Raw genomic sequence first — 25,544 nt, 5'->3', positions numbered from 1 at the left:
CAGAATCTGATCGTCGACGGCGGGCCGGTGTTCAACTGAACCGGTGGTCTACGGCATCTTCGACGCGAGGGTGATCTCCTCTCCGTCGATCGCGAAGGTGCCGTAGCCCTTGTGATGCAGGGTCTTCGGCGCAACCCGTTTCGGGTCGTACCATGCCTGCACCACATCGAGCACGAACAGGTTGTGGCGCTCGACGAAGTCCCGGTCCGTGACCTTGCATTCCAGATTGGCGAAGCATTCGCCGATCAGCGGGGCCGAAACCTCTTCGGCCGGCAGCGCCGTCAGGCCGATCTCGGCGAACTTGTCGGTGTCGCGGCCGGAGCAATTGCCGATCGCCACGACATTTCTCGCCATGTCGGCCGAGGGAATGGCGATCACACATTCGCCGGTCCTGAACAGCGCGGTAAAGCTGTGGTCGGCGGAACTGACGATGCAACCGATGCGCGGCGGCACAAATTCCATCATCATGTGCCAGGACATGGTCATGACGTTCGGCTTGTCGTCGATGGCCGTGGTCAGCAGCACCACGGGCCCGGGCTCGATGAGCTGATAGACCTTGTCGAGCGGGAAGGGTTTCATGATTTTTCCTTCTCGGGCTGGTTCTTCGTGCGGCGATAGTTTTCCACCCAGGCACGATAGGCCTCCGCATCGCCGTATTCGAGGAATTTTTCGAAATGCGGATGCGGGTCGGCGACCCGGCTTGCATGCTTGATCGGGCACCAGAAGCGCTCGGTCCGTCCGGCGATCTCCCGGGCATAGGCGATCACGCCATTGCCGTAGCCGCAATAGACGCAGTTGAGCTTTTCGAGGGCGTTGAGATAGGCGAGGTGATGGCGGTCGATGACGACGTAGTCGCTCCGTTTCACCCGATCGATGCCGTAGACGCGAAAGCAGATCTGCTGGTAGATCGTTACCGAAAGGTCGAGCAGCGCCAGCGGGATGACGAGGCCGTAGATCACCGGCGCCGTCAGCAGATAGGCAAGGTTGCCGCGCGTGACATAGCGCAGAAGGCCGGTGCGATACTGGCGCTGCCATGCCTTCATGTCCTTCTCGAAGCGGACCTTGCCTTGCTGCAGCTGGTAGCGGAAGCGCTCGCGCTGTGCCGCGATGCGGCGGTCAAGCTCGTCCTCCAGTTCCCGACGCGCTGCGGCGAGCCGCTCCTGAATGTCTTCGAGAACGGTCTTTTCCATGATTCACTGTTCCTTGTCGCGATACGCGGCGATGGAGCCGGCGGATGTCCGCCTAGCCGAAATGGACCGCGTGAATGGGGGCGACAAGCGGGTTCTGTGCGATCGTTGCGGCCAGCGCCGTGATTTTCGGACAATGGGCGGCCAGCCAGTCCTGGTCCATCCAGCCGGCCAGCATCCACAGATAGACGTCAGCCATGGTCATTTCCGGCCCGAGGATGAAGGGTCCGACGATTGCGTCCTCCAGGATGGCGTGATGCCGTTTCACATAGGCGTCGGCGCTGGTCCTGACGCCTTCGATGCCGGCCGGATCGTCCGTATAGCGATCCGAATAGCCCTTGCGCAGTTCGCCCTCGTAGATGTTGACCGCCATGAAGACCAGCCAACGGTCATGCTGGGCGCGGGCGGGCGTCCCAGGTGCCGGCGCAAGCCGTGCGGCCGGAAGGGCGTCGGCCAGGTGCAGCATCATCGCCGAGCCTTCGGTCATGACGGAACTGTCGGGCAGCCGCAGTGCCGGCACCTGCTGGCGCGGATTGATGTCCTTGAAGTCCTCGGTGAGGTGCATGCCTTCGGCGGTCGGTGTCTGGACGACCCGATATTCGGTGCCGGTCAAGGCCAGGGCCGCTTCGACCGATGCGCTGCCCGAACCATTCGATCCATAAAGTAAGTACATGAAAGTGCCTCTATTGTTCCCCCGGCACTCTATCGCAAGGCGGCGGGATGGAAAGGCATGTTTGACGGGAACCGTCCCCAAACGAAAACGCCGGGCGCATCGCCCGGCGTCGCGTCTTTCTGGTCTTGGATGCAAAGGTCAGTGATCGGCCTTGATGAAGGTGCCGTTCTGCAGTTCGCGCATCGCCTGCATCAGTTCCTCGCGGGTGTTCATCACGATCGGCCCGTGCCAGGCGACCGGTTCCTTGATCGGCTTGCCGGTGACCAGCAGGAAGCGGATGCCCTCGTCGCCGGCCTGCACCGTGACTTCGTCGCCGGTATCGAACACGACCAGCGTGCGGTTGCCGGAGAGGTCGCGGATATTCAGTTCCTCGCCCATGTATTCCTTCTCCACCTTCACGCCGAAGGGCTGGGAGGCGCCGCGGAAGGAGCCGGAGCCGGCGAAGACATAGGCGAAGGCCGAGCGGTAGGTGTCGACCGGAAAGCTCTGGCGCTTGCCCGGCTGTACGGAGATGTCGAGATAGACCGGCTCGGCGGCGATGCCATCGACGGGACCCGTCTTACCCCAGAACTCGCCGGTGATGACGCGCACCACGGTGCCGTCGTCGTCGACGACCACGGGAATATCCGTGCCCTTGATGTCTTGGTACCGCGGCGCGGTCATCTTCAGCGAAGAGGGCAGGTTGGCCCACAGCTGGAAGCCGTGCATCTTTCCGGCGAAATCGCCCTTCGGCATTTCCTGGTGCATGATGCCGCTGCCGGCCGTCATCCACTGCACGTCACCGGCGCCAAGCAGTCCGCGGTTGCCGAGGCTGTCGCCATGCTCGACCGTTCCGGCCAGCACATAGGTGATGGTCTCGATGCCCCGATGCGGATGCCAGGGAAAGCCGCGGATATAATCGGACGGATTGTCGTTGCGGAAATCGTCCATCATCAGGAAGGGGTCGGTCATCGACGGATCGCCGAAGCCGAAGACGCGGTGCAGCTTGACGCCGGCGCCTTCCATGGCAGGCGTGGCGCGGCTCTCGTGCTTGACGGGGCGTATGGACATCGGTCGTGCTCCTTTCGAGCGTGGCTTGAACTTGCGGTCAATATAGTCGATCTCCGCCGCGCCCGCAGGTGCACGGGGCGGAACGCAGTGTTCACAAAAGGCAATGCCGCACCGCAAAAAGTGATTGCCGGTATCGTCAAAATTCTGTCATCAATTGCGCCATTGTTTAGATTTCGTTAGCCATTCGAGCGAAGACTGTCGATGTTGCCGGTCTTCGCGGTTTCGGACCTCCGCGTCCGGGCGAAGGCAAAGGCTGACAGGCCATCGGAGTACGGGAAAGCATGTGTCGTTGGGCAGCCTATCGCGGTGAACCGATCTATCTCGAGGAACTCGTCACCTCGCCCGCCCATTCCCTGATCGAACAGTCGCACTGCGCCACCAAGGCGAAGACCGCGACCAATGCCGACGGCTTCGGCATTGCCTGGTATGGCGACCGGCCGGAACCGGGGCGCTTCCGCGACGTGCTGCCGGCCTGGTCCGACTGCAACCTCAAGAGCCTCGCCCGCCAGATCCGCTCGCCGCTTTTCCTCGCCCATGTGCGGGCCGCGACCCATGGCGCGACGCGTCGCGACAACTGTCACCCCTTCGTCAACGGCTCCTGGTCGTTCATGCACAACGGCCAGATCGATCACTTCGAGCGGCTGCGCCGTCCCATGGAATCCATGCTCGACGACGAGCATTTCCACGCCCGCGCAGGCACGACCGATTCCGAGCTGCTCTTCCTGCTCGCCCTGCAATTCGGCCTGCGCGACCGCCCGATCGCCGCCATGGCGGAGGCGATCGGTTTCGTCGAGCAGATCAGCCGCCATCTGATGGGCACGGCCCGGGTGCGCTTCACGGCCGCCTTCTCCGACGGCCGCACCCTCTATGCCGTGCGCTATGCCACCGACGCCCATGCGCCGACGCTTTTCGCCGCGCCCATGGGCGGGAAAGGCGGTTATTGCCTCGTCTCCGAACCGCTCAATGACGAGACCGACACCTGGGTCGAGATCCCGGCGGGCAGTGCGGTCATCCTCGATGCCAACGGTCTCGATGCCGCGAAGTTCGAGCCGGCCTGGGAGCGGGAGACCAAGATCGAGCGCGTAGCCGAACCCGCCATGGCACTCTGACAGGCAAGGCGTATCAGTTGAGCGGAACGATCCCTAGCTCGCTCCGAAGCTTGCGGGTCAAGCCGTCGGCGACGAGATCGTAGGATCGCTTCACGTAGTGCACGACCTCTTCGGCCGGCAGTGATGCCCCGTCGGTGATCGACACCCATTTGCGCTTGGCGAAATAGGGCGCCTGACCGACACCTTCGAGCGAAGTCAGGATCTCGAAGCTCTCCTCCGTGACCTTGACGCAGATATTGGCGCCTTGATCGCCGCGATGCAGCAGGGTGAAGACCTTGTCGCCCACCTTGGCGACATGTGATTCCCACTGGTCGACCAGCGTGACGCCGGCAAGTCCGGTGACGAAGGCATCGAAATCCACTTGGTCGAAAAGGTTCATGGCCGTCAGCCTCCGTTGAACGTTTCGGCGATCCGCTGCGCCAGTCGGTCGGCCACCTCGTCCTTGGAAAGGTCTGGCCATTGCTCGACGCCGGTCTTGGTGATCAGCGTCACGCTGTTGCGCGTGCCGCCCATGATGCCGGTCTCGGGCGACACGTCATTGGCAACGATCAGGTCGGCGCCCTTGCGTTCCAGCTTGGCGCGGCCATTGTCCTCGACATTCTCGGTCTCTGCGGCAAAGCCGACGACGACTTTCGGACGGTGTTCGTGGTGGCCGACGGTCTTTAGAATATCCGGGTTTTCGGTGAGCTGCAGCGGCGCGGGAGCCTCGCCGGGTTTCTTCTTGATCTTCTGGCCGGCGGATGCAGCGACGCGCCAGTCGGCGACGGCGGCGACCATGACCGCTATGTCGGCCGGCAGCCGCGAGATGACGGCGTCGCGCATCTCCTCCGCCCGTTCCACATGCACCGTCTCCACGCCCTTCGGATCGGCAATCGTGACGGGTCCGGAGACGAGGGTCACGTTCGCGCCGAGCCTGGCGAGTGCGGCGGCGATCGCATGGCCCTGGCGGCCGGAGGAGCGGTTGGCGATATAGCGGACCGGATCGATCGGCTCATGCGTCGGACCCGAAGTGACGATCGCGGTCCGGCCGGCAAGCGGCTTCGGGGTATCGTCGAGCAGCCGCTCGGCGGCAGCGACGATGTCGAGCGGCTCGGCCATGCGGCCAAGGCCGCTTTCGCCGCTCTCGGCCATTTCGCCGGCCATCGGCCCGACGAAGGAAAGCCCGTCAGCAGTGAGTGTCGCGACGTTGCGCTTCGTCGCCGGATGCGCCCACATCTTCGGGTTCATGGCCGGCGCAACCAGCACCGGCTTGTCCGTGGCCAGCAGCACCGTCGAGGCGAGGTCGTCGGCGAGGCCGTTCGCCATCTTCGCCATCAGGTCCGCGGTGGCCGGCGCAATCACGATCAGGTCGCAGTCCCGCGCAAGGCGGATATGGCCGACGTCCTGCTCGTCCTCGCGGGAGAACAGCTCGGTATAGACGTGGCTCGCCGACAGGGCGCCGACCGCAAGCGGCGTGACGAATTCCTGTGCCCCGCGCGTCATGATTGGCCGGACCGCGGCGCCGCGTTCGCGCAGACGCCGGATGAGGTCGAGGCTCTTGTAGGCGGCGATGCCGCCCGAGATGATGAGAACGATGCGCTTGCCGGCCAAGGTCATGCCAGTGGAGTCTCCCTCAGAGCAGTTCCAGGAAAGATGCGAAACGATTTCCGTCCGGAACTGCGTCAATACAAAGAGATAGAGTTTCTCACCGTTCCCGTGAAACGATGAAACGCTCTAAGTCGCGGCGACACTATCCGAAATTCCGTATCGGGGAAATCGCCGGGCGATGGCGGAAATCAGCCACGCCACGGCGCTCAACTGCGGGCCACTTGCGGGATGCAGATCTGCAAGGGCACTTCGGCGATCGTCCCGTCGGGCGTTTCAAGATAGGAAATGCCGGGTCCGAGCGTCGCGGCCATCGACTTGACGATGCGGCTGCCCAGGCCCGTGCCGGCCGGGGCACTTGCCGGCTGGATGCCAACCCCGTCGTCCTCGACGCGCAACAGGGCCTCGTTCTCGCCGGTGCGCTTCAGCTTGACGCGGATTTCGCCGCCCTTTGCTTCGTCGGGATAGGCATATTTGAATGCATTGGTCACCAGTTCGGTGACGATCATGCCAACGGAGACGGCGCGGTCGGCGCTGATCGAGATCGGATCGACCTCAAGCACAAGGTGCATCGGCTTTTCCGGATTCTGCAGCGAGCCCGCGAGTTCTCCGGTGAGGTTTTGCAGGTAGCGGTCGAGTTCGACGCGGCTGACGTCGTCGGAGGTATAGAGACTGCGATGCATGCCGGAGATTGCCGTGATGCGCGCCTGCGTCTCGGCGAGTTCGCTCTTCACTTCATCGCTGTTGGAGTTCGAGATCTGCAGCCTCAGCAGGCTTGCGACCAGCGCCAGGGAATTGGCGACGCGATGGTTGACCTCGGCCAGAAGCGCTTCCGCACGCTCCTTGGCGCGGCGGATTTCCTCTTCGGCGCGCTCCTTGGCGGCGCGCAACTGTGCATTCGCCACCGAATGCTCGATGGCGCTGATGAGCAGCGGCATGAAATCATCGCTGACGGTCTTGATGACGTAGTCGGAAGCGCCGGCCCGAATGGCCTCGATGGCGATCTTGGCTTCGTTCGAACCGGTCACATAGACGACGGGCACAGTGATGTCGCGCGCGCGCAAACGCTTGAGGACTTCATGGCCTGTGATGTTCTGGAGGTAATGGTCGAGCACCATGACGTCGAAGCTTTCCGCCTCGAGCAGCGCAATGGCCTCCTCGGGCGTTGCGGCATGCGCCAGCGAGTGCCCGAGGCGTTCCAGAGCCTTCTGTACCAGACGGACGATGGCCGCATCGTCATCCAGATAGAGTATCCGGATGCTCATCGGCCCGCATCCGCATCACGGGATCTGCATGACCGAGAAAAACAGCCCAAGCTGCCGGATAGCATTGGCGAAATTGTCATAGTCGACAGGTTTTGTGATGTAGACATTCGCCCCAAGATCGTAGCATCGCTGAATTTCGCGCTCATCGTCGGTCGTGGTCAGGATGACGACCGGCAGGCGACGTGTATGCAGGTTGGATTTGACTTTTTCGAGAATATCCGTGCCGGACATGTCCGGCAAGTTGAGATCGAGCAGGATCAGCAGATAGCGGTCGATCGAGGCGGTCCCGCTCCTGTCCTTGCCGAGGATGAAGTCCAGCGCTTCGGTGCCATTGGTGAACGGGATGATCTCGTTGTTCACGCCGGCCCGGCGCACATTCTTCTCGATCAGACGGGCGTGACCCTCGTCGTCCTCGACCATGACGATGGTGACTTCTTTTCCCACGGCTTTCATCTCTCAACTCCGTACGATACGCGATAAATCCGATGGCAGGCGCAGCACGAAGGTTGACCCCGAACCAAGCCTGGACCTAACGGTTATCTCGCCACCGAGGTTCCTTGCCAGGGATCGCACATGCGCAAGTCCGATGCCTTCGCCCGACTTGTCCTGTTGGCCGGAGCGCCGGAACAGCTCGAAAATGCGTTCGTGGTCCTCGTCTGCAATGCCGCGACCGTTATCCTCGACCTCGATGCGCACCAGATTGCGGCCTTCCGGTATCGCGCGCACCGTCAGGTTGAGCGGTCTCTCCGGATGTTTATACTTCACGGCATTGTCGAAAAGGTTACCAAGGATCTGTTCGAGCGAAAAACGATCGGTTGTGATGGACGGAACGCGGATATCCAGCTGGACCTCACCATTGCTTTCGCTGATCTGATGATGGACGCTGGCGCTCGCCGACTCCACCAGGCTCTTGAGGCCGATCTGCTCCGGCTTCAGGGCGCGCCGTCCGTCGCGCGAAATCTTCAGGATGGCATTGATCAGGCCGTCCATCTTCTTCGTCGACGAACGGATGAAGCCGATCGCCTCCGGCAGGTCTTCCGATGCGGCGAGCCGTGCTTCCCGGATCTGGTCCTCGCTAAGCGTGCCGCCATCGGCGAGCACATAGGTCTGCAAGGCCTTGAGCGATGTATCGAGCTCCGCGGTAAAGCCCATGACGTTGACCAGCGGCGCACGCAGGTCGTGCGTGACGATATAGGCGAAGCGCTGGATTTCCTGGTTCGCCTGCATCAGGTCTTCGGTGCGTTCGTTGACCCGCTCCTCGAGTCCGCTGTTTAGCAGTTCCACCTCGCTGCGGGCACTGGAGAGCGCGCGGACATGCTGGGTGATGATCGCGATGGCCCCGCCCATGATCGCGAGGATCGCGATGGCGCCGCCGAGGGTGAACCACTTCAACTGGCGGGTGGCCTCGAGCTGCTCATCGACGCCGCGCTGGACGTTGGCGTCGGATTGAGTCTTGAAAAATTCAAGGATCGCCCGGATATCGTCCATCAACACGCGCCCGAGCTCGGACTTGATCAGTTGGATCGCTTCGTCCTGCCGGCCGCTGCGGGTCAGCTCGACGCTGTGGATCATCTCTTCGAGCTTGCTTTCGCTCAGGCTGCGAAGTTCCGGTATGCGCTCTTCCTTGATCGGCCGGTCTTTGACCAGATCGGCGACCAGCGCAAGGTTCTGGCGCACCTCGGTCAGGGACTTTTCGTAGACGCCGAGGAAGCTCTCGTCCTGGGTCAGGACGTAGCCCCGCTGCCCGGTCTCCGCATCGACGAGCGTCTGCAGCAGGTCGGCGGCGGCCCGGCGGATGTCGCGCTCCTGGATGATGTAGGCGAAGGTCGACTGGTTCCGCTCGACGAGCCAGAGCGACGAGATGATGATACCGGTCAGGACGATGGTCCCGACGATCAGCATCAGGAAGGTCGTGCGAACGAAATTGGCATTGGTGGCCGACATGGCATTTCCCGGATCATGACGCGCGAAAGGAGCGCAGATGGGTCAGATCGAAAGCGTGGCGAGCAGCACGGACGCCGTTGCGGCCGAACCGACCACCCATTCCGAGGTGAATGGAGCACGAAGGCGTCGTCTAACGGGTAGAAAGGATTGAACGGCAAATCAACCGATTTTGACCGCGATCAAGAGCAGGAGCCCGGCGATCACCCAGAGCGCCAGCCGCCCGAACCGGCTGTGGCGGGCTTCCGAACGTCCGATTGCCTCGGTCGTCTCAGGGTCGAACCTGAGACCGTTCTCGCTCATATGGACGATTTCGCCGTGCAGCTTTTCCGTCTTGGCGGCGATCTCCGGAAGTGCTTCCGCCAGCCTGAGCGCCGCGCGCACCCCATCCTTGAGGTCGCCAACGATGCGCTTCGGGCCGAGATTGTCGCGGATCCATTGGGAGACGACCGGATCGGATGCCTTCCACATGTTGAAGCGCGGATTGAGCATGCGCGCCACGCCCTCGACCACCACCATGGTCTTCTGCAGCATGACGAGCTCGGGCCGCGTTTCCATGTCGAACAGCTCGGTCACCTCGAACAAGAGGGTCAGCAGCTTGCCCATGGAAATAGTCTCGGCCGGCTGGCCGTGGATCGGCTCGCCGATTGCCCGGATCGCCTGGGCAAAGCTCGCGACATTGTGGTGCGAGGGCACGTAGCCGGCCTCGAAATGGACCTCGGCGACACGCAGATAGTCGCGGGTGATGAAACCGTAGAGGATCTCGGCGAGGAAGCGGCGTTCCTTCTTACCGAGCCGGCCGGCAATGCCCATGTCGACCGCGACGATCATGCCGTCCGGGGCGACAAACAGGTTCCCCGGATGCATGTCGGCGTGGAAGAAACCGTCGCGCAGGGTGTGGCGCAGGAACGACTGGATCAGTGTGTCGGCCAGATCGTCGAGATCGTGGCCGGCCGCCTTCAGCGCCTCGATATCCGACATCTTGATGCCGTCGATCCATTCCATGGTGACGACGTCGCGGCCGGTGCGTTCCCAGTCGACGACCGGCACGCGGAAACCCGGGTCATCCCTGGTGTTCTCGGTGATTTCCGAAAGTGCGGCTGCCTCGAGCCGGAGGTCCATCTCGACCTTGGTGGTCTGCTCGAGCGTGCGCGTCACCTCGACCGGACGCAGGCGCCGCGTGTGCGGCAGGAAACGTTCCTGCAGGTGGGAGACGAGATACATGGCCTCGAGATCGTCGGCGAAGCGCTTGCGCACGCCGGGCCGGATGACCTTGACTGCCACCTTCTTGCGTCCCTCGGGCGTGTCCACCTCCGCCGGATGGACCTGGGCGATCGAGGCCGCGGCGATCGGCTCGCCGAACGAGGCGTAGAGATCGTCGATGGAACGGCCGAGCGATCCCGTCACGGTCGCCTTGGCGGCCTCCGTCGGGAAGTAGGCCATGCGATCCTGCAGGCCGGCGAGGTCGTCGGCGAAATCGGCACCGACCACGTCCGGCCGTGTCGCCAGGAACTGGCCGATCTTGACATAGGAGGGGCCGAGCCGCTCGACGGCGCGGGCCAGCCGGTCGGAGCGCTGTTCACGCCTGGCGCGCTTGCGCGCCAGAAGTCCGGCCGCGCCCTTGGCGAAGGCGATGAGCGGCGGAAGGCCTTCGGAGGGCAGGGCCGCGATCACGCCTTCCCTGACCAGCACCCAGCCGACCCGCGCCAGGCGGAAATATGCCCCGACAGTGCTCATGAAGATCAGAGTTTCCAGCCGGAATGCAGCGCTGCGATGCCGCCGGAATAATTGGTGAAGGTCACGCGCGAGAAGCCGGCATTGGAGATCATCTTGGCGAAGTCGCCCTGGTTGGGGAACTTGCGGATCGATTCCACCAGATACTGGTAGGGCTCGGCATCGCCGGTGATCATCTTGCCGAACCGCGGAATGGCCTTGAACGACCACTGATCGTAAAAGCGGTCGAGCAGCGGCATCTCGACTTCGGAGAACTCCAGCACCAGCAGGCGCCCGCCGCGCTTCAGCACGCGATAGGCTTCACTCAAGGCCACGTCGATGCGCGGCACGTTGCGGATGCCAAACGCGATCGTGTAGGCGTCGAAGCTCTTGTCCTCGAAGGGCAATTCCTCGGCATTCGCCTCGACGAAGGTGAGATTGTCCGACAGGCCCTTTTTCTCGGCGCGCTCGGCGCCGACGCCGAGCATCGAGCCGTTGATGTCGAGCACGGTGGCGTGTGCCAGCCGGCCGGACGCCTCGACGATGCGAAAGGCTATGTCGCCGGTGCCGCCGGCCACGTCGAGCACCTTGTAGGCGGGATCCTTGCGCGGGTTGAGCGCAGCGATCATCGCGTCCTTCCAGATGCGGTGCAGGCCCGCCGACATGACGTCGTTCATGATGTCATAGCGCTTGGCGACCTTGTGGAAGACCTCGTTGACCAGAACCTGCTTCTCGCCTTCGGCGACCTCGCGGAAGCCGTAGGAGGTTTCCATGCCGCCATCGGCGGAAGTGCGGCTCTCGGCCATCTGATCACTCCATTGTCTCATGCGGTCGAAAGACCATAGCGAAATCGCCTCAGGCGCGCTATCTCGGGCCTGGCCGGCAAACGCGCTGTTGCGCTGGTCTACAGACGTTTCAGGCGCCGTTCAAACGGAAAGATGGGATGCAATGCCGGAATTGCCAGAGGTCGAGACGGTCAAAAGAGGGCTTTCGCCGACCATGGAAGGGGCGGTGATGCAGCGGGTCGAGCTGCGTCGTCCCGACCTGCGCTTTCCCCTGCCGCGCGATTTCGTCGCACGGTTGACCGGACGGCAGATCATCGGCCTTGCCCGCCGCGCCAAATACCTGCTGATTGATCTCGACGACGGAACCACCCTCATTGCCCATCTCGGCATGTCGGGTTCGTTTCGCATCGAAGAGGGCGAAAGGTCCGACCAGCCGGGCGATTTCCACCATGCCCGCTCAAAGGACGAAAAGCACGATCACGTCATCTTTCATCTGCAGCAGGCGCAGGGCAGGGGCGTCGCGCGCGTCATCTATAATGACCCGCGCCGTTTCGGCTTCATGGATCTGGCGCTGCGCAACGATCTCGACGCCTATCCGGCCTTTCGCGAACTCGGACCCGAGCCCGTCGGCAATACGCTCGACGCCGCCTATCTCGCCGGCCGTTTCGCCGGAAAGCAGCAGCCGCTGAAGACGGCCCTGCTCGATCAGAAGGTCGTGGCCGGGCTCGGCAATATCTATGTATGCGAGGCGCTGTGGCGATCGCACCTGTCGCCGAAGCGCGCGGCCGCCACCTTGGTGACCGCGACCGGCCGGCCGAAGAAGGAACTGCAATCGCTCACGGAGGCGATCCGCGCGGTGATTGCCGATGCGATCGAGGCGGGCGGCTCGTCGCTGCGCGACTACATCCAGACCGACGGCACGCTCGGCTATTTCCAGCACAGTTTCTGCGTCTACGACCGCGAGGGCGAAGCTTGCCGGACGCCGGGCTGCGGCGGTAGGGTCGAGCGCATCGTGCAGGGCGGACGCTCGTCATTCTATTGTCACCACTGCCAGAAATAGACTTCGAGAAGAAACGGGAGATACCGATGACCTATGAAACCCTCCTGCTGGAGACCCGCGGCCGCGTGGCGATCATCACGCTCAACCGGCCGCAGGCGCTGAATGCGCTCAATTCGACAGTGCTGGCCGAAATGCGCCAGCTGCTCGGCGCACTGCAGGCGGATGACGGCATCGGCGCCGTCGTGCTGACCGGCTCGGAAAAGGCCTTTGCCGCCGGCGCCGACATAAAGGAGATGCAGTCGCTCGAATTCGTCGATGCCTATCGGGACGACCTGTTCAGCGGCTGGGACGACGTCGCGGGCTTCCGCAAGCCGATGATCGCCGCCGTATCCGGCTTTGCCCTCGGCGGCGGCTGCGAGCTCGCCATGATGTGCGACTTCATCATTGCCGCCAAGACGGCGAAGTTCGGCCAGCCGGAAATCACCCTGGGCGTCATTCCCGGCATGGGCGGGACGCAGCGCCTGACCCGGGCGGTCGGCAAGGCGAAGGCGATGGATCTCTGCCTCACCGGCCGGCTGATGGACGCCCACGAGGCCGAGAGCGCCGGACTGGTCGCGCGCGTGGTGGACCAGGAGCGCCTGCTGGACGAGGCGGTGGCCGCGGCGGAGAAGATCGCCGGCTTCTCGCAGACGGCCGTCGGCATGGTCAAGGAGACGATCAGCCGGGCTTTCGAGCAGACGCTGAGTGAGGGGCTGCGCTTCGAGCGTCGTCTTTTTCATTCGCTCTTTGCCACGGAAGACCAGAAGGAAGGCATGGCGGCCTTCACCGAGAAGCGCAAGCCGGTGTTCAAGAACCGCTAAGGGACTCGCAACGCGCGATTTCCTGCAAATTGCGCGTTGACGACCCTCCGCTTTCGGGCTATATGCCCGCCCACGGTTGGGAGAGCCAATGGCTCTTCCGAGAATAGCTCCCGAATTGCTGATATGGCAGGTCGCAACGACCCGACGCGGCGGTGGCGGGTTTTGGTTTGAATTCGAAGAGAGGCATCCATGGCCAATACAACTTCGGCGAAGAAGGCGACCCGCAAGATCGCTCGCCGTACTGCAGTCAACAAGGCTCGCCGTTCCCGCGTTCGCGGTTTCATCCGCAAGGTCGAGGAAGCCATCGCCTCCGGTGATGCCGCTCTCGCCAAGGACGCCCTGCAGGCCGCACAGCCGGAACTGCAGCGTGCAGCCAGCAAGGGTGTGGTTCACGCCAACACCGCTTCGCGCAAGATCTCGCGTCTCGCGAGCCGCGTTAAGGCCCTGGCGATCTAATTTTCGCCGCATTTTTGTCATGATTGAATGAGCCTGGCTGCGAAGCCGGGCTTTTTCTGCGTTTGCTCGGTTCGGCTTTGGCCTGCGACCCGTTTGACAATTGGGTGTCAGCTGGATGACAAAAAAAGCACAATAAAATCATATGGATACGGGAGGAATGCCGACCGCTGTCGGCTTCACTTAACGGCAGGCGGCCCCGGTTTCGAGTCAAGCGAATTTTTATTTTTGGCCGATTTCCCCCTCCTCGTCCCCGCCATTTTTTGAATCTCGTTGATTCAAAAGCGATTCTCCAGACGGTAATTGTGACAGTCTGATGAGGGCGCGGGAGTCAATGGCCGCGGTTTAATTTTGCGTAAAAATCACAGTTGATCTTCACTTTTGATCCTGCCTTAATGCTTCTCAACAAGGGGCGCGGAGTTGACCTCCGGGGGTGATCTGAACTGGCAAATTGCGTGTCAGGACCACTCATCGTCTCTTGTGGCGGGATTATCCTATTCCGTTTTTTCAGACAGTGTTGGTCTTGCGCCGGGAATCTCATGGTTTCCGCGGAAGGGTGATTTTGTCGAATGCGCCGGTGATCAGTCGGCGCTGAAGAACAGGTGTAGGAACTGGATCGCCGCCACGGCCAAGGTCTTTCATGTCGAGGATGAAAGATCCGCCGGAATTTGCGGGATGTACGTCACTGTTGCGGTGACCGCGTTTCGTGTCGCGTGGGGAACCCTTTGGCTGGGGCGGGCCACGCGATGAAGGGGTGTGGCCGTTGTCTTCTTGAGGGCGCGGTCCGACACCCCGTACGGGGATAAAAGTTGCACATCGGACGTTCAGCGCCCGGTGGGACAGAGAAGTGAAAAAGGCGGCGAAATGCAGATGAATACAGTGACGGCCGGTGCGCTGGTTAACGGGGACCATGCACAGACGGCGCTCGGCGCCGTATGCTCCGATGCGGCAGGGGGCAATTCCGAAATGAAGCATGATGTGCTGTTCGAGCGTTTCAGCCAGCGGCTGAAGGCACAGGTCGGTCCTGATGTCTATGCCAGCTGGTTCGGTCGACTGAAGTTGCACTCCGCCTCGAAGAGCCTCGTGCGCCTGACGGTGCCGACGACTTTCCTCAAGTCGTGGATCAACAACCGTTATCTCGACCTGATCACCAGCATTTTCCGGCAGGAAGATCCGGCGATTCTGAAAGTCGAGATCCTGGTGCGCAGCGCAAGCCGCAACCTGAAGGCCCCGGCCGCCGACGAGCGTCCCGCTGCGGAAACGGCGCCCGCCGCCCCGGCCCGCAAGTCTTCCGCCCAGTCGATCGGCCAGCTCGCAGGACCTGTCGGCAATGCGACGACGACGCGCAGCACCCCGAACGGCCCGCTCTTCGGTTCGCCGCTCGACAGCCGCTATACCTTTGACGGCTATGTCGAAGGCGCCTCGAACCGCGTGGCTCTTGCCGCGGCCAAGACGATTGCCGAAGCCGGCGCCGGCGCCGTGCGCTTCAACCCGCTGTTCATCCATTCCTCCGTCGGGCTGGGCAAGACCCACCTGTTGCAGGCGATCGCCAATGCCGCCGTCCACAGCCCGCGCGCGCCGCGCGTCGTCTATCTGACGGCCGAATATTTCATGTGGCGCTTTGCCACCGCGATCCGCGACAACGATGCCCTGACGCTCAAGGACTCGCTGCGCCATATCGACCTGCTGATCATCGACGACATGCAGTTCCTGCAGGGTAAGATGATCCAGCACGAATTCTGCCATCTGCTCAACATGCTGCTCGACAGCGCCAAGCAGGTCGTTGTCGCCGCCGACCGCGCACCCTGGGAGCTGGAGTCGCTTGATCCGCGGGTGCGTTCGCGCCTGCAGGGCGGCGTGGCCATCGAGATGGAAGCGCCGGACTATGAGATGCGCCTGGAAATGCTGAAGAGCCGTCTCGATGCCGCCAAGAAGGACGATGCATCGCTCGACATTCCGCTGGAAATCCTCTCGCATGTCGCGCGCAACGTGACGAGCAGCGGCCGTGATCTGGAAGGCGCCTTCAACCAGTTGATCTTCCGCCGCTCCTTCGAGCCGAACCTGTCGGTCGAGCGGGTCGACGAACTGCTCGCCCACCTGGTCGGCGCCGCCGAGCAGAAGCGTGTCCGTATCGAGGACATCCAGCGCATCGTCGCACGCCACTACAACGTCTCGCGCCAGGAACTGGTGTCGAATCGCCGCACCCGCGTCATCGTCAAGCCGCGCCAGATCGCCATGTATCTGGCCAAGACGCTGACGCCGCGCTCCTTCCCGGAAATCGGCCGCCGCTTTGGCGGTCGCGATCACACGACCGTGCTGCATGCGGTGCGCAAGATCGAGGAACTGGTTGGCGAGGACACCAAGCTCAGCCACGAGATCGAGCTGCTGAAGCGGCTGATCAACGAAAACAACGCATGACGAAAGGCCGGCGGAAACGCCGGCCTTTCTCATTGCGGCCGGTCGCGGAGCCACGACTTGGAGAATTCAGCGCAAAAGCCCATCGCCTTCTATGACGAGAACGCGGCCACCTATGCGGCCCGGCAACGCCGGGAACCGGTCGCACGGCTGACGGCTTTCGCCGAGCTTTTGCCGCCGGGCGGCACGATCCTGGAGCTCGGCTGCGGCGCGGGCGCAGACAGCGCATGGCTGATCGAACGCGGCTTTGCCGTCACGCCGACGGACGGATCGGCGGCCATGGCGCGCGAGGCCGAGGCAAGGCTCGGCCGCGCGGTGCGGGTGATGCGTTTTTCCGATCTGGACGAGGTGGCTGCCTATGACGGCGTCTGGGCCAATGCCTGCCTGCTGCACGTGCCCCGCGCCGAACTTGCCGATATCCTTCGCCGCATTCGCCGCGCGCTGAGGGGCGGCGGACACTTCCATGCAAGTTTCAAGGCAGGGGTCGAGGAGGGGGCGGATCGCTTCGGCCGCTACTACAATCGGCCCGACCAGGAATGGCTGACGGAAGCTTATCGTCTGGCAGGCTTTACCACGCCGCGGATAGAGGCGGCGTCCGGCGGCGGCTATGACGGGGAGCCGACCGAGTGGCTGCATGTCTGGGCGCAAGGCTGACCTGCCGATCGCGTCCGACGGCTGTGTCAGGCTTCGGCAATCACGATGATTTCTGGGCTGTGCGGGTGAAGCGGCGCTCCGTCCCAGTCTCCGAGCCATTTGACCGAAGAGAAGTCGGCGGCTGCGAGCAGGTGCGCGATGGCGTCGCGGCCCGGAAACCGCAGCGTGCTCTCGCTGATCCGGCGCTCGCCGCTCTTCAGCAGGGTGAAGACGGCGTCGAAGCGGACGAAATCTCCCCATGCCTCCCGCACCTGATAGTAGACCTCGACCGGTCCGATGCCCGGCACATCGGTCCGTTCGCGCGTCAGCTCTTCGGTCCAGCCTTCCCACGCCCGCGCCGGCGGGTTGCGGCTTTCGAAAACGAGCCGCCCTCCGTCCGCCAGGTGCCTGCGCGCGCTGGAAAGGACGGCCAGCGTCTCGGAGTCGTCGAGAAAGACCTGGAAGACATGGCCGGTCATGATGATCAGGTCGAAGGTCTCACCCAGGACAAAGTCGCGGGCGTCCCCGGCAATCCAGCGGACCGTGCCCGCCTTGTCCTTCTCGCGGGCGACTTCGAGCATGCCGGGCGCGGGATCGAGCCCGGTGACACGGTGGCCGAGGCTCGCGAACCGCAGCGTGACGGAACCGGTGCCACAACCAAGGTCGAGAATGCGCCAGGGGCTGTGAGCGAGGCTCAGATAGAAATCGCCATCGGCGCCGTGAGCATTGAAGCTGTCATAGAGGATTGCCATGTCGTGGCGGGCAAAGGCTGCATCGACCGGCATGGCGTCCTCTCCTCGTTTCAAGCCTTCTTAGCAGGCGAGATCGGCCACCACCGCGTCGAGGATCAGCATTCCCTTCGGCGTGCAGCGCAGCCGCGAATTGCCCAGGCGTTCGATGAAGCCGTGTTCCAGTAAAGTCTGTTCGCGCGCCGGATCCGGATCGCGGCCGGAAAGCTGCTGCCAGCGGGCCAGATCCACGCCTTCGCGCAGCCGAAGCCCCATCAGCAGCAGTTCGTCGGCCTGCTCGTCCGATCCCAGCAATTCCTGGTCGATCATGCCATGGCCGTCGCGCTCGACGGCGGCAAGCCAGCCTTCCGGATTGCGCTCGGTCGCAGTCGCAAGCTTGTCGCGGCCGCGCGTCAGCCGGCCATGGGCGCCGGGGCCTATGCCGGCATAGTCGCCATAGCGCCAGTAGGTGAGGTTGTGCCGGCTTTCCGCGCCCGGGCGGGCATGGTTGGACACCTCGTATGCCGGAAGCCCTTCGCTTTCGGTGATTTCCTGCGTCGCCTCGTAGAGCAGCGCCGCCTGCTCCTCGTCGGGTACGATGAACTTGCCGGCCTTGTGCAGGCCGAAGAAGGCCGTGCCTTCCTCGATCGTCAGCTGGTAGAGCGACAGGTGGTCGACGGCATAGGAGATCGCCTGCCTAAGTTCCTTCTCCCAGGCCTCGACCGTCTGGTGCGGCCGGGCATAGATCAGGTCGAAGGACATGCGCGGAAAGATCTCGCGGGCCAGCCGGATCGCCTTCAAGGCATCCTCGACGTCGTGCAGCCGGCCGAGGAACTTCAGGTCCTGGTCGTTGAGCGCCTGCACGCCGAGCGAAGCACGGTTGACGCCGGCGGAGCGATAGCCACGAAAGCGGGTGGCCTCGACGCTCGACGGATTGGCTTCCATGGTGATCTCGATGCCGTCGGGAACGTGCCACTGGCGGGCAATGCCGTCGAGGATAGCCCCGACCGTCGCCGGATCCATCAGCGAGGGCGTACCGCCGCCGAGAAAGATGCTGGTGACGGTCTTCGGGCCGCTCAACCGCCGCATCTCCTCCATCTCCCGCAGGAAGGCGGAGACGAAGCGCGGCTGGTCGACCGGCTGGTGGCGGACATGGCTGTTGAAGTCGCAATACGGGCACTTCGCCGCGCAGAACGGCCAGTGCACGTAAACGCCGAAGCCCGGTTCGCCGGTATCGGGCAGGAGAAGCGGCGGGGCCTCTAGCATCGGCGGCTCAGGCCTCCAGGCAGGTTTCGACGAAGATTTTGAAGGCGCGTGCCCGGTGGGAGAGCGCCTGGGCATCACCGGGCTTCCAGCCATGCTTCTGTTCCGCCGTCATCTCGCCGAATGTGGTGCCGAAACCCTCGGGCTGGAAGACCGGATCATAGCCGAAGCCCTTTGTGCCGCGCGGCGGCCAGACGATCTTGCCCTCGACTTCGCCGCGGAACATTTCCGTGTGGCCGTCGGGCCAGGCCAGGCACAGCACGCTGACGAAACGCCCGCTGCGCTGTTCAGGCGTGGTGGCGCCGCGTTCGGCAAGGGCCTTTTCGACCTTCTCCATCGCCATGGCGAAATCGCGACTGCCGTCCTCGCGCTCCGCCCAGTTGGCGGTATAGACGCCGGGCGCCCCGTCGAGGGCATCGACGACCAGACCGGAATCGTCGGAAAGCGCTGGCATGCCGGCGGCGCGCGCCGAGGCGAGCGCCTTGATCGCGGCGTTTTCCTCGAAGGTGGTGCCGGTCTCGTCGGGTTCGGCGAACTTCAGTTCGGCGGCGCTCCGGGCAGAAAAGCCGAAGGGACCGATCAGGTCGGCGATCTCGGCGATCTTACCGGCATTGTGGCTGGCGACGACGATGGTGCGGGTGTCGAGCTTGCGCATGCGGTCAAATCCTATTCGAGGTTCCAGAGCCGGGGCTCTGCGCATTCCAGGCTGTTGCCGGCCGGATCGCGGAAGTAGATGGAGCGCGCCCCGTTCGGCCACAAGAAGTCCGATTCCACCGGCACGTTTGCCGCCTGCAGCCGTTCGACGATCCTGTCCATCTGCTCGCCGCGCACGCGGAAGCAGACATGGCCGGGTCCGGTCGCCCCATGGCTCGGCACCGGCAGGGCGCCGGCCGGGACGGGCTTAGCCGTCTCGGCCGGGTTGAAGATCAGGAGGATGCCGGGTCCGCAGCGGTAGAAGAGATGCCGGTTTGCCTGCCTAGTCACCTTTTCCAGGCCGAGCACTCCGCCATAGAAAGCCTCGGCCGCATCGAGGTCAGCGGCGTAGATCGCTGTCTCCAGGATACCGTCCAAGGGCTGCGTCACGTCTCCCGGTCCTCTGTCGCCGTCGCGCCTAAAGTATCGCCTGCTTCTGCATCTGGACGAGTTCGCCGATGCCGCCGCGGGCAAGCCGCATCAGCGTCAGGAATTCTTCTTCCGAGAACGGTGCGCCTTCGGCGGTGCCCTGCACCTCGACGATCGCGCCCGAGCCGGTCATGACGAAATTGGCATCCGTCTCGGCTGCCGAATCTTCCAGATAGTCGAGGTCGATGACCGGCTGGTTGGCGAAGATGCCGCAGGAAATGGCCGCAACATGGTCTTTCAAGACCTTCTCGACCTTCACCATGTTGCGGGCTTCCATCCACTTCAGGCAGTCGTGCAGCGCAATCCATGCGCCGGTGATCGATGCCGTGCGGGTGCCGCCATCGGCCTGGATGACGTCGCAATCGAGCGTGATCTGGCGCTCGCCGAGCGCTTCGAGGTCGACGATGGCGCGCAGCGAGCGGCCGATCAGCCGCTGGATTTCCTGCGTGCGGCCGCCCTGCTTGCCGGCTGCGGCTTCGCGCTTCATGCGGTCGCCGGTGGCGCGCGGCAGCATGCCGTATTCGGCTGTGACCCAGCCCTTGCCGCTGTTGCGCAGCCACGGTGGGGTCTTTTCCTCGAGGCTCGCGGTGCACAGCACATGCGTGTCGCCGAACTTGACGAGGCAGGAGCCCTCCGCGTGCTTGGAAAAATTGCGCTCGAAGGACACCTTGCGCATTTGGTCGGTTTTTCTGCCTGATGGCCGCATTGCCCACTCCTAGGATCGTTAGTGGCCTTCTACGGTCCGTGGTTGCGATTTGCAAAGAAAAACCATGGAGCGAGCCGATTCCGGCGGAACTTGGCGAAATTCCCCATTGGTGATCGCTGCCGGAGTGACTATATTTCAGGGCAATGACAGACCAACAAAGCCTGCGCGACGAATGAAATCACCGACGTCACTGTCCAAGGACGTGGCAGCTTCCCTGGATGACCGCTCCCGGGAGGTCTTTCGGCGTATCGTCGAGACCTATCTCGAATCCGGCGATCCGCTCGGCTCGCGCAACCTGTCCCGCCTCCTGTCCACGTCGCTGTCGCCGGCATCGGTGCGCAATGTGATGGCCGACCTCGAGGATCTGGGGTTGATCTATTCCCCGCATATCAGCGCCGGACGGCTGCCGACGCAGCAGGGGCTGCGCTTCTTCGTCGACGCCTTCATGCAAGTCGGCGATCTGACCGCCGAGGAACGCGGCAGCATCGAGCGGCAGATCCGGCCACCGGGTCCGGCCCAGCCGATGGAAAACCTGCTCACCGAGGCAAGCCGCATGCTCTCCGGCCTGTCGCGCGGCGCGGGCCTGGTCATCTCGGCCAAGAACGACCCCATTCTCAAACATGTCGAATTCATCCGGCTGGAGCCGACCAAGGCGCTGGCCGTTTTGGTCGGCGAGCATAACCAGGTCGAAAACCGTATCATCGACCTGCCGGCCGGCATCACCGCCTCGCAGCTGACCGAGGCGGCGAATTTCCTCAATGCCAACATGACCGGCCAGACGCTGCCGGAACTGCGAACCCAGCTCGTGCGGCTGAAGCAGCAGGTGGCCGGCGAACTCGACACCCTGTCGCAGGATCTGGTGGAGCGCGGCCTTGCCGTCTGGTCCGGCGGCAGCGACGAGGAAAAGCCGACGCGGCTGATCGTGCGCGGCCGAGCCAACCTGCTGGAAGGGCTCGCCGGTTCGGAAGACATCGACCGGCTGCGGCTGCTGTTCGACGACCTGGAGCGCAAGGAAAGCCTGATCGAGATCCTCAATCTCGCCGAAAGCGGCCCCGGCGTGCGCATCTTCATCGGCTCGGAAAACAAGCTCTTTTCGCTTTCCGGCTCCTCGCTGATCGTCGCGCCCTATCGCGACGGCGAGGACCGGATCGTCGGCGCCGTCGGCGTCATCGGCCCGACGCGGCTCAACTATTCCCGCATCGTGCCGATGGTCGACTACACGGCCCAGCTGATGGCGCGACTGTCCCGGACGGGGCTTTAGCCGCTGGGCGTGAGACTTCTTTCGCCCAAGCCTTGATTTTTCCACCTTAAACCCTGATATCGGGCACGAATTCCAAACACTGTCACTCGGAGGACGTCATGACCGACGAAGCCAACAACAACGGACCTGACGCAACGGCTGGCGAGACCGCCGCAGCCGATATGGCACAGGACGCAGCGACCACGCCCGGCGAGGAAGCGGTCGACCCGTTGGAGGCGCTGAAGGCCGAAAATGCCGAACTGCGCGACCGTTTCCTGCGCCTGGCCGCGGAGATGGACAATCTGCGTCGCCGCACCGAGCGCGAGCTGAAGGACGCCAAGACCTATGCCGTCACCGGCTTTGCCCGGGACATGCTGGCGGTATCCGACAATCTGCGCCGCGCGCTCGAAGCACTGCCGGACGAGGCCCGTGCCGCCGCCGATGCCGGGCTTTCGGCGCTGATCGAAGGCGTGGAAATGACTGAACGCGGCATGCTTTCGACGCTCGAGCGCCATGGCGTTCGCAAGATCGAGGCGGAAGGCCAGAAGTTCGATCCGAACTTCCACCAGGCGATGTTCGAAATTCCCAATCCGGACGTGCCGAACAACACCGTCGTGCAGGTGGTCCAGGCTGGCTACGCCATCGGCGACCGCGTGCTTCGCCCCGCCATGGTCGGCGTCGCCAAGGGCGGCCCGAAGGCCGAGGCCAACGGCGAGGCTGCGGACGCCAAGAACGCCTGAACTGCCAGGCGCAAGCACCGAACAAAAAAAAGCGCCCGACGGGCGCTTTTTTCTTGCAGTCTGCCTTTGTCGTCAGGCGGCGTTCGAAGCCTGTTCCTCGTTGAGGAAGGCATAGATGGCCGAAGCGGAATCGGTCGCGCGCAGCTTGGCCACCAGGTCCTGGTCGCGCAACACGCGGGCGATGCGCGACAGCGCCTTCAGGTGATCGGCGCCGGCCCCTTCGGGCGCAAGCAGCAGAAACACGAGATCGACCGGCTGGTCGTCGAGGGCCTCGAAGTCGACTGGCGTCTCAAGCCGCGCGAAGATGCCGGTAATGGTGTGGATGCGATTGAGCTTGCCGTGCGGAATGGCGATGCCATTGCCCACCCCGGTGGAGCCGAGCCGCTCGCGCTGCAGGATGACGTCGAAGATTTCCCGCTCGGGGATGCCGGTCAGCTTCGCGGCCTTGGCCGCCAATTCCTGCAGCAATTGCTTCTTGGAATTCACCCGCAGGGCGGGGACGACCGCATCTTGTTGCAGCAAATCTGCCAAGGCCATTTCAAAATCCTTCATGCCGCCGAGACAAGGTGAAGCAAGCGGCGGCGGGCCGCCGCCTGCCATTGGGCTCTTCAGCCCTTGATGTTGGCGGAATCGATCCATCCGATATTGCCGTCGGTGCGACGGTAGACGATGTTGACTTCCTGATTGCCCGGGCTGCGGAACAGCAGGACCGGTTCGTCGGTCATGTCGAGCGCCATGACGGCATTGGCCACCGACATGGTGCGCAGCCGCTTGGTGCTTTCGGCGACGATCGTCGGCGCGTAGTCCTCGGGCAATTCATCGTGTTCGTCCGGCACTGCGTCCATGACCGTGTAGGCGATCTCGATCGACGGATTGGACTGGTTGGCCGGGTGGTGATCCTTGAGCTTGCGCTTGTAGCGGCGCAGGCGCTTCTCGATGCGGTCCGCTGCCATGTCGAAAGCGATCTGCGGGTCATTGGCGGAACCGGTGGCCTGCAGGTTGGCACCCGCATCCAGGTGCACCATGCAATCGGCCACGAACTGCGCTGCAGCGGCTGCCGACTTGGTCACGGTAACCTGACCCGAATACCCTCCGTCGAAGTACTTCGTGACGGCGTCCTCGACCCGCTCACCGATCTTCTGCCGGAAAGCATCGCCGATTTCCATATGTTTGCCGGATACACGAACACTCATGGCGTTTCCCTTCTTATCATTGGTTGGCGAGATCAGTTTACGCCAAGCCCCTTCCGCATCCAAGCTTTTCGAGCGCTAATGTCGGTTCGTTTCCTGTATGCCGGGCGTGTGCTGGGGATAAGTCGGACCGTCTGTGAACCCGTATCGATCGCGGCGGGCTTCTAGCCCTGCCGCCTGCAAAAGTCAATGTCTTCTTAACTTTTCCTCAACCTGACCCGTATTTGCGCAATCCTAAATTGCCGCGACCTTGGCAATCGCTCGCTTCTCGCGACGCCGCTGTACCGACGACGGAATGTTCATCGCCTCGCGGTATTTTGCCACGGTGCGGCGCGCCAGATCGACGCCCGCCGACTTCAGCGTATGCACGATGTCGTCGTCGGACAGCACCGCCTCCGGGCTCTCCTGGGCGATCATCGTGCGGATGCGGTGGCGCACCGCCTCGGCCGAGTGATTGTCGCCGCCTTCGGCCGAATTGATCGAGACGCTGAAGAAATACTTGAGCTCGAACAGCCCGCGCGGGGTCAGCATGTACTTGTTGGAGGTGACTCGGCTGACGGTCGACTCGTGCATCTTGATCGCGTCGGCCACGGTCTTGAGATTGAGTGGACGCAGATGGTCGACGCCGTGCTGCAGGAAGGCATCCTGCTGCCGGACGATCTCGCAGGCCACTTTGACGATCGTGCGGGCGCGCTGGTCGAGGCTGCGCGTCAGCCAGTTGGCGTTCTGCAGGCACTCCGACAGGAAGGCCTGGTCCTTGTCGGATGCCTTGCTGCCCTTGCCGACCGCCGTCACGTAATTCTGATTGACGAGAATGCGGGGCAGGGCATCCGGATTGAGTTCGACCTGCCAGGTGCAGTTCGGCGCCGGGCGCACGACGATGTCCGGTATGACCGACTCGAGAATGGTGTTCTCGAAGCCGCTGCCCGGCTTGGGGTTCAGTTTGCGAATCTCGGCCAGCATGTCGATGAGATCTTCCTCGTCGACGCCGCAGAGCTTCTTCAGGGTGTTGAAGTCGCGCTTGGCGAGCAACTCGAGATTGTCGACCAGCGACTGCATGGCCGGGTCCAGCCGGTTGCGCTGCCTGAGCTGGATCGAGAGGCATTCGCTCAAGGATCGGGCAAATATGCCGGGCGGATCGAGGTTCTGCAGCACGTCCAGAACGGCCGCAACGCGTTCGACGCTTTCGCCGAGGCGCGTGGCAACTTCAGCCAGGTCGGCCCGCAGATAGCCGGCCTCGTCGAGATGGTCGGTGAGGACCGCGGCGATCAGCCGATCGCCCGGCTTGGCAAGCGCGAAGGGAACCTGCTGGCTTAGATGGTCGCGGATGCTGATCTGGCCCGCGACGAAATCGTCGAGATCGTAACCCTCGCCCGATTCCGCCCCCCCGCCCGGCATCGATTTCCACTGGCCGAGCAGTTCCGGGGCATCAGCCCGGGTGGCCGTGCCTTCGTCGGAAAGTGCGGTGTCGAAGTTGGAGTCGAGACGCTCGTTGAGGCTGTTGCCATGGCCAGGCTCGTACCATTCGCTGTCGAGCGTGTTGCCCGCGCTGCGGCCCTCGTCGCTCGCATTGCCGTCCGCCTGGGCGGTCGACTGCGCGTCGTCATTGCCGCCGGACCGTGGCTCGCCGATCGGTTCACCGTCGTCGGACGCCATCTCGAGCAGCGGATTTTTCTCCACCTCCTGCGAGATGAAATGAATCAGTTCAAGATGGGTCATCTGCAGCAACTGGATGGATTGCATCAGTTGCGGTGTCATGACCAGGGACTGATTCTGGCGCAGGAATAGGTTGGCCGACAAAGCCATGCGGACGCGAAACTCCCCTACATTCCCCCGGAATCTCCAGCGCAATGGTGCCGGAAGTTCCGCTAAACTCCACTTGGCCCA

General features: G+C 63.3%; 27 protein-coding genes. 8 read left to right on the top strand and 19 right to left on the bottom strand.

Features of this window, described 5'->3' with window-relative positions:
* Window positions 1-48 precede the first annotated feature (48 nt).
* The 4 genes from AC07Y0_RS17520 to AC07Y0_RS17505 form a co-directional block, all read right to left on the bottom strand.
* Window positions 49-579 (bottom strand): flavin reductase family protein, encoded by a 531-nt coding sequence (locus AC07Y0_RS17520; RefSeq protein WP_498678993.1) that lies wholly within the window; start codon window positions 577-579, stop codon window positions 49-51.
* Window positions 576-1,190: a hypothetical protein gene (locus AC07Y0_RS17515; protein ID WP_498678992.1), complete on the bottom strand. Its 615-nt coding sequence runs from the start codon at window positions 1,188-1,190 to the stop codon at window positions 576-578. Before AC07Y0_RS17515 ends, AC07Y0_RS17520 begins: the two co-directional genes overlap by 4 nt.
* A gap of 52 nt (window positions 1,191-1,242) precedes the next feature.
* On the bottom strand, window positions 1,243-1,860 hold the full coding sequence (locus AC07Y0_RS17510; protein WP_498678991.1) for a glutathione S-transferase family protein: 618 nt from the start codon (window positions 1,858-1,860) through the stop codon (window positions 1,243-1,245).
* Between the two features lie 138 nt (window positions 1,861-1,998).
* A complete protein-coding gene (locus AC07Y0_RS17505) occupies window positions 1,999-2,910 on the bottom strand; it encodes a pirin family protein (RefSeq protein ID WP_498678990.1) in 912 nt (303 codons plus the stop codon).
* Window positions 2,911-3,191: 281 nt separating this feature from the next.
* On the opposite strand from AC07Y0_RS17505, the gene AC07Y0_RS17500 reads away from it, so the two are divergent.
* Entirely contained in the window at window positions 3,192-4,019 is an 828-nt protein-coding gene (locus tag AC07Y0_RS17500) for a class II glutamine amidotransferase (protein ID WP_498678989.1), read from the top strand.
* 13 nt (window positions 4,020-4,032) lie between these two features.
* On the opposite strand, the gene AC07Y0_RS17495 is transcribed toward AC07Y0_RS17500, so the two are convergent.
* From AC07Y0_RS17495 to ubiE, 7 genes are all read right to left on the bottom strand, one after another.
* Window positions 4,033-4,398: an MmcQ/YjbR family DNA-binding protein gene (locus tag AC07Y0_RS17495; RefSeq protein WP_498678988.1), complete on the bottom strand. Its 366-nt coding sequence runs from the start codon at window positions 4,396-4,398 to the stop codon at window positions 4,033-4,035.
* 5 nt (window positions 4,399-4,403) lie between these two features.
* Window positions 4,404-5,615: a bifunctional phosphopantothenoylcysteine decarboxylase/phosphopantothenate--cysteine ligase CoaBC gene (gene coaBC / locus AC07Y0_RS17490; RefSeq protein WP_498678987.1), complete on the bottom strand. Its 1,212-nt coding sequence runs from the start codon at window positions 5,613-5,615 to the stop codon at window positions 4,404-4,406.
* A gap of 197 nt (window positions 5,616-5,812) precedes the next feature.
* A complete protein-coding gene (locus AC07Y0_RS17485; protein WP_498678986.1) occupies window positions 5,813-6,868 on the bottom strand; it encodes a sensor histidine kinase in 1,056 nt (351 codons plus the stop codon).
* Window positions 6,869-6,883: 15 nt separating this feature from the next.
* Complete coding sequence (locus AC07Y0_RS17480; RefSeq protein WP_498678985.1) at window positions 6,884-7,321, bottom strand: response regulator; 438 nt, start codon at window positions 7,319-7,321, stop codon at window positions 6,884-6,886.
* Window positions 7,322-7,324: 3 nt separating this feature from the next.
* Window positions 7,325-8,812 carry a sensor histidine kinase gene (locus AC07Y0_RS17475; RefSeq protein ID WP_498678984.1) on the bottom strand — a complete coding sequence of 496 codons (1,488 nt, stop codon included), beginning with the start codon at window positions 8,810-8,812 and terminating at the stop codon, window positions 7,325-7,327.
* A gap of 159 nt (window positions 8,813-8,971) precedes the next feature.
* Window positions 8,972-10,546 carry a 2-polyprenylphenol 6-hydroxylase gene (gene ubiB / locus AC07Y0_RS17470; protein WP_498678983.1) on the bottom strand — a complete coding sequence of 525 codons (1,575 nt, stop codon included), beginning with the start codon at window positions 10,544-10,546 and terminating at the stop codon, window positions 8,972-8,974.
* Between the two features lie 5 nt (window positions 10,547-10,551).
* A complete protein-coding gene (gene ubiE / locus AC07Y0_RS17465; protein ID WP_498678982.1) occupies window positions 10,552-11,328 on the bottom strand; it encodes a bifunctional demethylmenaquinone methyltransferase/2-methoxy-6-polyprenyl-1,4-benzoquinol methylase UbiE in 777 nt (258 codons plus the stop codon).
* A 142-nt stretch (window positions 11,329-11,470) separates the two neighbouring features.
* Here ubiE and mutM point away from each other — a divergent pair, with 142 nt between their 5' ends.
* From mutM to AC07Y0_RS17440, 5 genes are all read left to right on the top strand, one after another.
* Window positions 11,471-12,367, top strand: coding sequence for a bifunctional DNA-formamidopyrimidine glycosylase/DNA-(apurinic or apyrimidinic site) lyase (mutM, locus tag AC07Y0_RS17460; protein WP_498678981.1), 897 nt, complete (start codon window positions 11,471-11,473; stop codon window positions 12,365-12,367).
* A gap of 26 nt (window positions 12,368-12,393) precedes the next feature.
* Entirely contained in the window at window positions 12,394-13,167 is a 774-nt protein-coding gene (locus AC07Y0_RS17455; protein ID WP_498678980.1) for an enoyl-CoA hydratase, read from the top strand.
* 189 nt (window positions 13,168-13,356) lie between these two features.
* A complete protein-coding gene (gene rpsT, locus AC07Y0_RS17450; RefSeq protein WP_454288443.1) occupies window positions 13,357-13,623 on the top strand; it encodes a 30S ribosomal protein S20 in 267 nt (88 codons plus the stop codon).
* Window positions 13,624-14,484: 861 nt separating this feature from the next.
* Window positions 14,485-16,038 (top strand): chromosomal replication initiator protein DnaA, encoded by a 1,554-nt coding sequence (dnaA, locus tag AC07Y0_RS17445; RefSeq protein ID WP_498678979.1) that lies wholly within the window; start codon window positions 14,485-14,487, stop codon window positions 16,036-16,038.
* A gap of 57 nt (window positions 16,039-16,095) precedes the next feature.
* Window positions 16,096-16,689, top strand: coding sequence for a class I SAM-dependent methyltransferase (locus AC07Y0_RS17440; RefSeq protein ID WP_498678978.1), 594 nt, complete (start codon window positions 16,096-16,098; stop codon window positions 16,687-16,689).
* A gap of 26 nt (window positions 16,690-16,715) precedes the next feature.
* Here the strand turns inward: AC07Y0_RS17440 and AC07Y0_RS17435 are convergent, their stop codons facing one another.
* Genes AC07Y0_RS17435 through rph form a run of 5 tightly spaced genes read right to left on the bottom strand, consistent with a single transcriptional unit; the run spans window position 16,716 to window position 20,487 of the window.
* Window positions 16,716-17,453: a class I SAM-dependent methyltransferase gene (locus tag AC07Y0_RS17435; RefSeq protein ID WP_498678977.1), complete on the bottom strand. Its 738-nt coding sequence runs from the start codon at window positions 17,451-17,453 to the stop codon at window positions 16,716-16,718.
* A 27-nt stretch (window positions 17,454-17,480) separates the two neighbouring features.
* A complete protein-coding gene (gene hemW / locus AC07Y0_RS17430; RefSeq protein ID WP_498678976.1) occupies window positions 17,481-18,662 on the bottom strand; it encodes a radical SAM family heme chaperone HemW in 1,182 nt (393 codons plus the stop codon).
* Between the two features lie 7 nt (window positions 18,663-18,669).
* On the bottom strand, window positions 18,670-19,314 hold the full coding sequence (rdgB, locus tag AC07Y0_RS17425) for an RdgB/HAM1 family non-canonical purine NTP pyrophosphatase (protein ID WP_498678975.1): 645 nt from the start codon (window positions 19,312-19,314) through the stop codon (window positions 18,670-18,672).
* Between the two features lie 11 nt (window positions 19,315-19,325).
* Entirely contained in the window at window positions 19,326-19,742 is a 417-nt protein-coding gene (locus AC07Y0_RS17420) for a VOC family protein (protein ID WP_498678974.1), read from the bottom strand.
* A gap of 28 nt (window positions 19,743-19,770) precedes the next feature.
* Window positions 19,771-20,487: a ribonuclease PH gene (gene rph / locus AC07Y0_RS17415; RefSeq protein WP_498678973.1), complete on the bottom strand. Its 717-nt coding sequence runs from the start codon at window positions 20,485-20,487 to the stop codon at window positions 19,771-19,773.
* 172 nt (window positions 20,488-20,659) lie between these two features.
* On the opposite strand from rph, the gene hrcA reads away from it, so the two are divergent.
* Together hrcA and grpE are read left to right on the top strand one after the other, a co-directional pair.
* The gene (gene hrcA / locus AC07Y0_RS17410; RefSeq protein WP_498678972.1) at window positions 20,660-21,748 is read left to right on the top strand and encodes a heat-inducible transcriptional repressor HrcA; all 1,089 of its coding nucleotides are present in this window, start codon (window positions 20,660-20,662) and stop codon (window positions 21,746-21,748) included.
* Between the two features lie 98 nt (window positions 21,749-21,846).
* Window positions 21,847-22,467 carry a nucleotide exchange factor GrpE gene (gene grpE, locus AC07Y0_RS17405; protein ID WP_498678971.1) on the top strand — a complete coding sequence of 207 codons (621 nt, stop codon included), beginning with the start codon at window positions 21,847-21,849 and terminating at the stop codon, window positions 22,465-22,467.
* Window positions 22,468-22,539: 72 nt separating this feature from the next.
* Here the strand turns inward: grpE and ptsN are convergent, their stop codons facing one another.
* From ptsN to rpoN, 3 genes are all read right to left on the bottom strand, one after another.
* Complete coding sequence (gene ptsN / locus AC07Y0_RS17400) at window positions 22,540-23,004, bottom strand: PTS IIA-like nitrogen regulatory protein PtsN (RefSeq protein ID WP_454744258.1); 465 nt, start codon at window positions 23,002-23,004, stop codon at window positions 22,540-22,542.
* Between the two features lie 71 nt (window positions 23,005-23,075).
* Entirely contained in the window at window positions 23,076-23,660 is a 585-nt protein-coding gene (gene hpf / locus AC07Y0_RS17395; protein WP_498678970.1) for a ribosome hibernation-promoting factor, HPF/YfiA family, read from the bottom strand.
* Between the two features lie 231 nt (window positions 23,661-23,891).
* Complete coding sequence (gene rpoN, locus AC07Y0_RS17390) at window positions 23,892-25,463, bottom strand: RNA polymerase factor sigma-54 (protein WP_498678969.1); 1,572 nt, start codon at window positions 25,461-25,463, stop codon at window positions 23,892-23,894.
* Window positions 25,464-25,544 lie beyond the last annotated feature (81 nt).

Source organism: Allorhizobium sp. GW101-3B10 (assembly GCF_059424725.1).
Note: the sequence above shows the minus strand (reverse complement) of the source record. Positions and strands in the feature narration are given on the sequence as shown.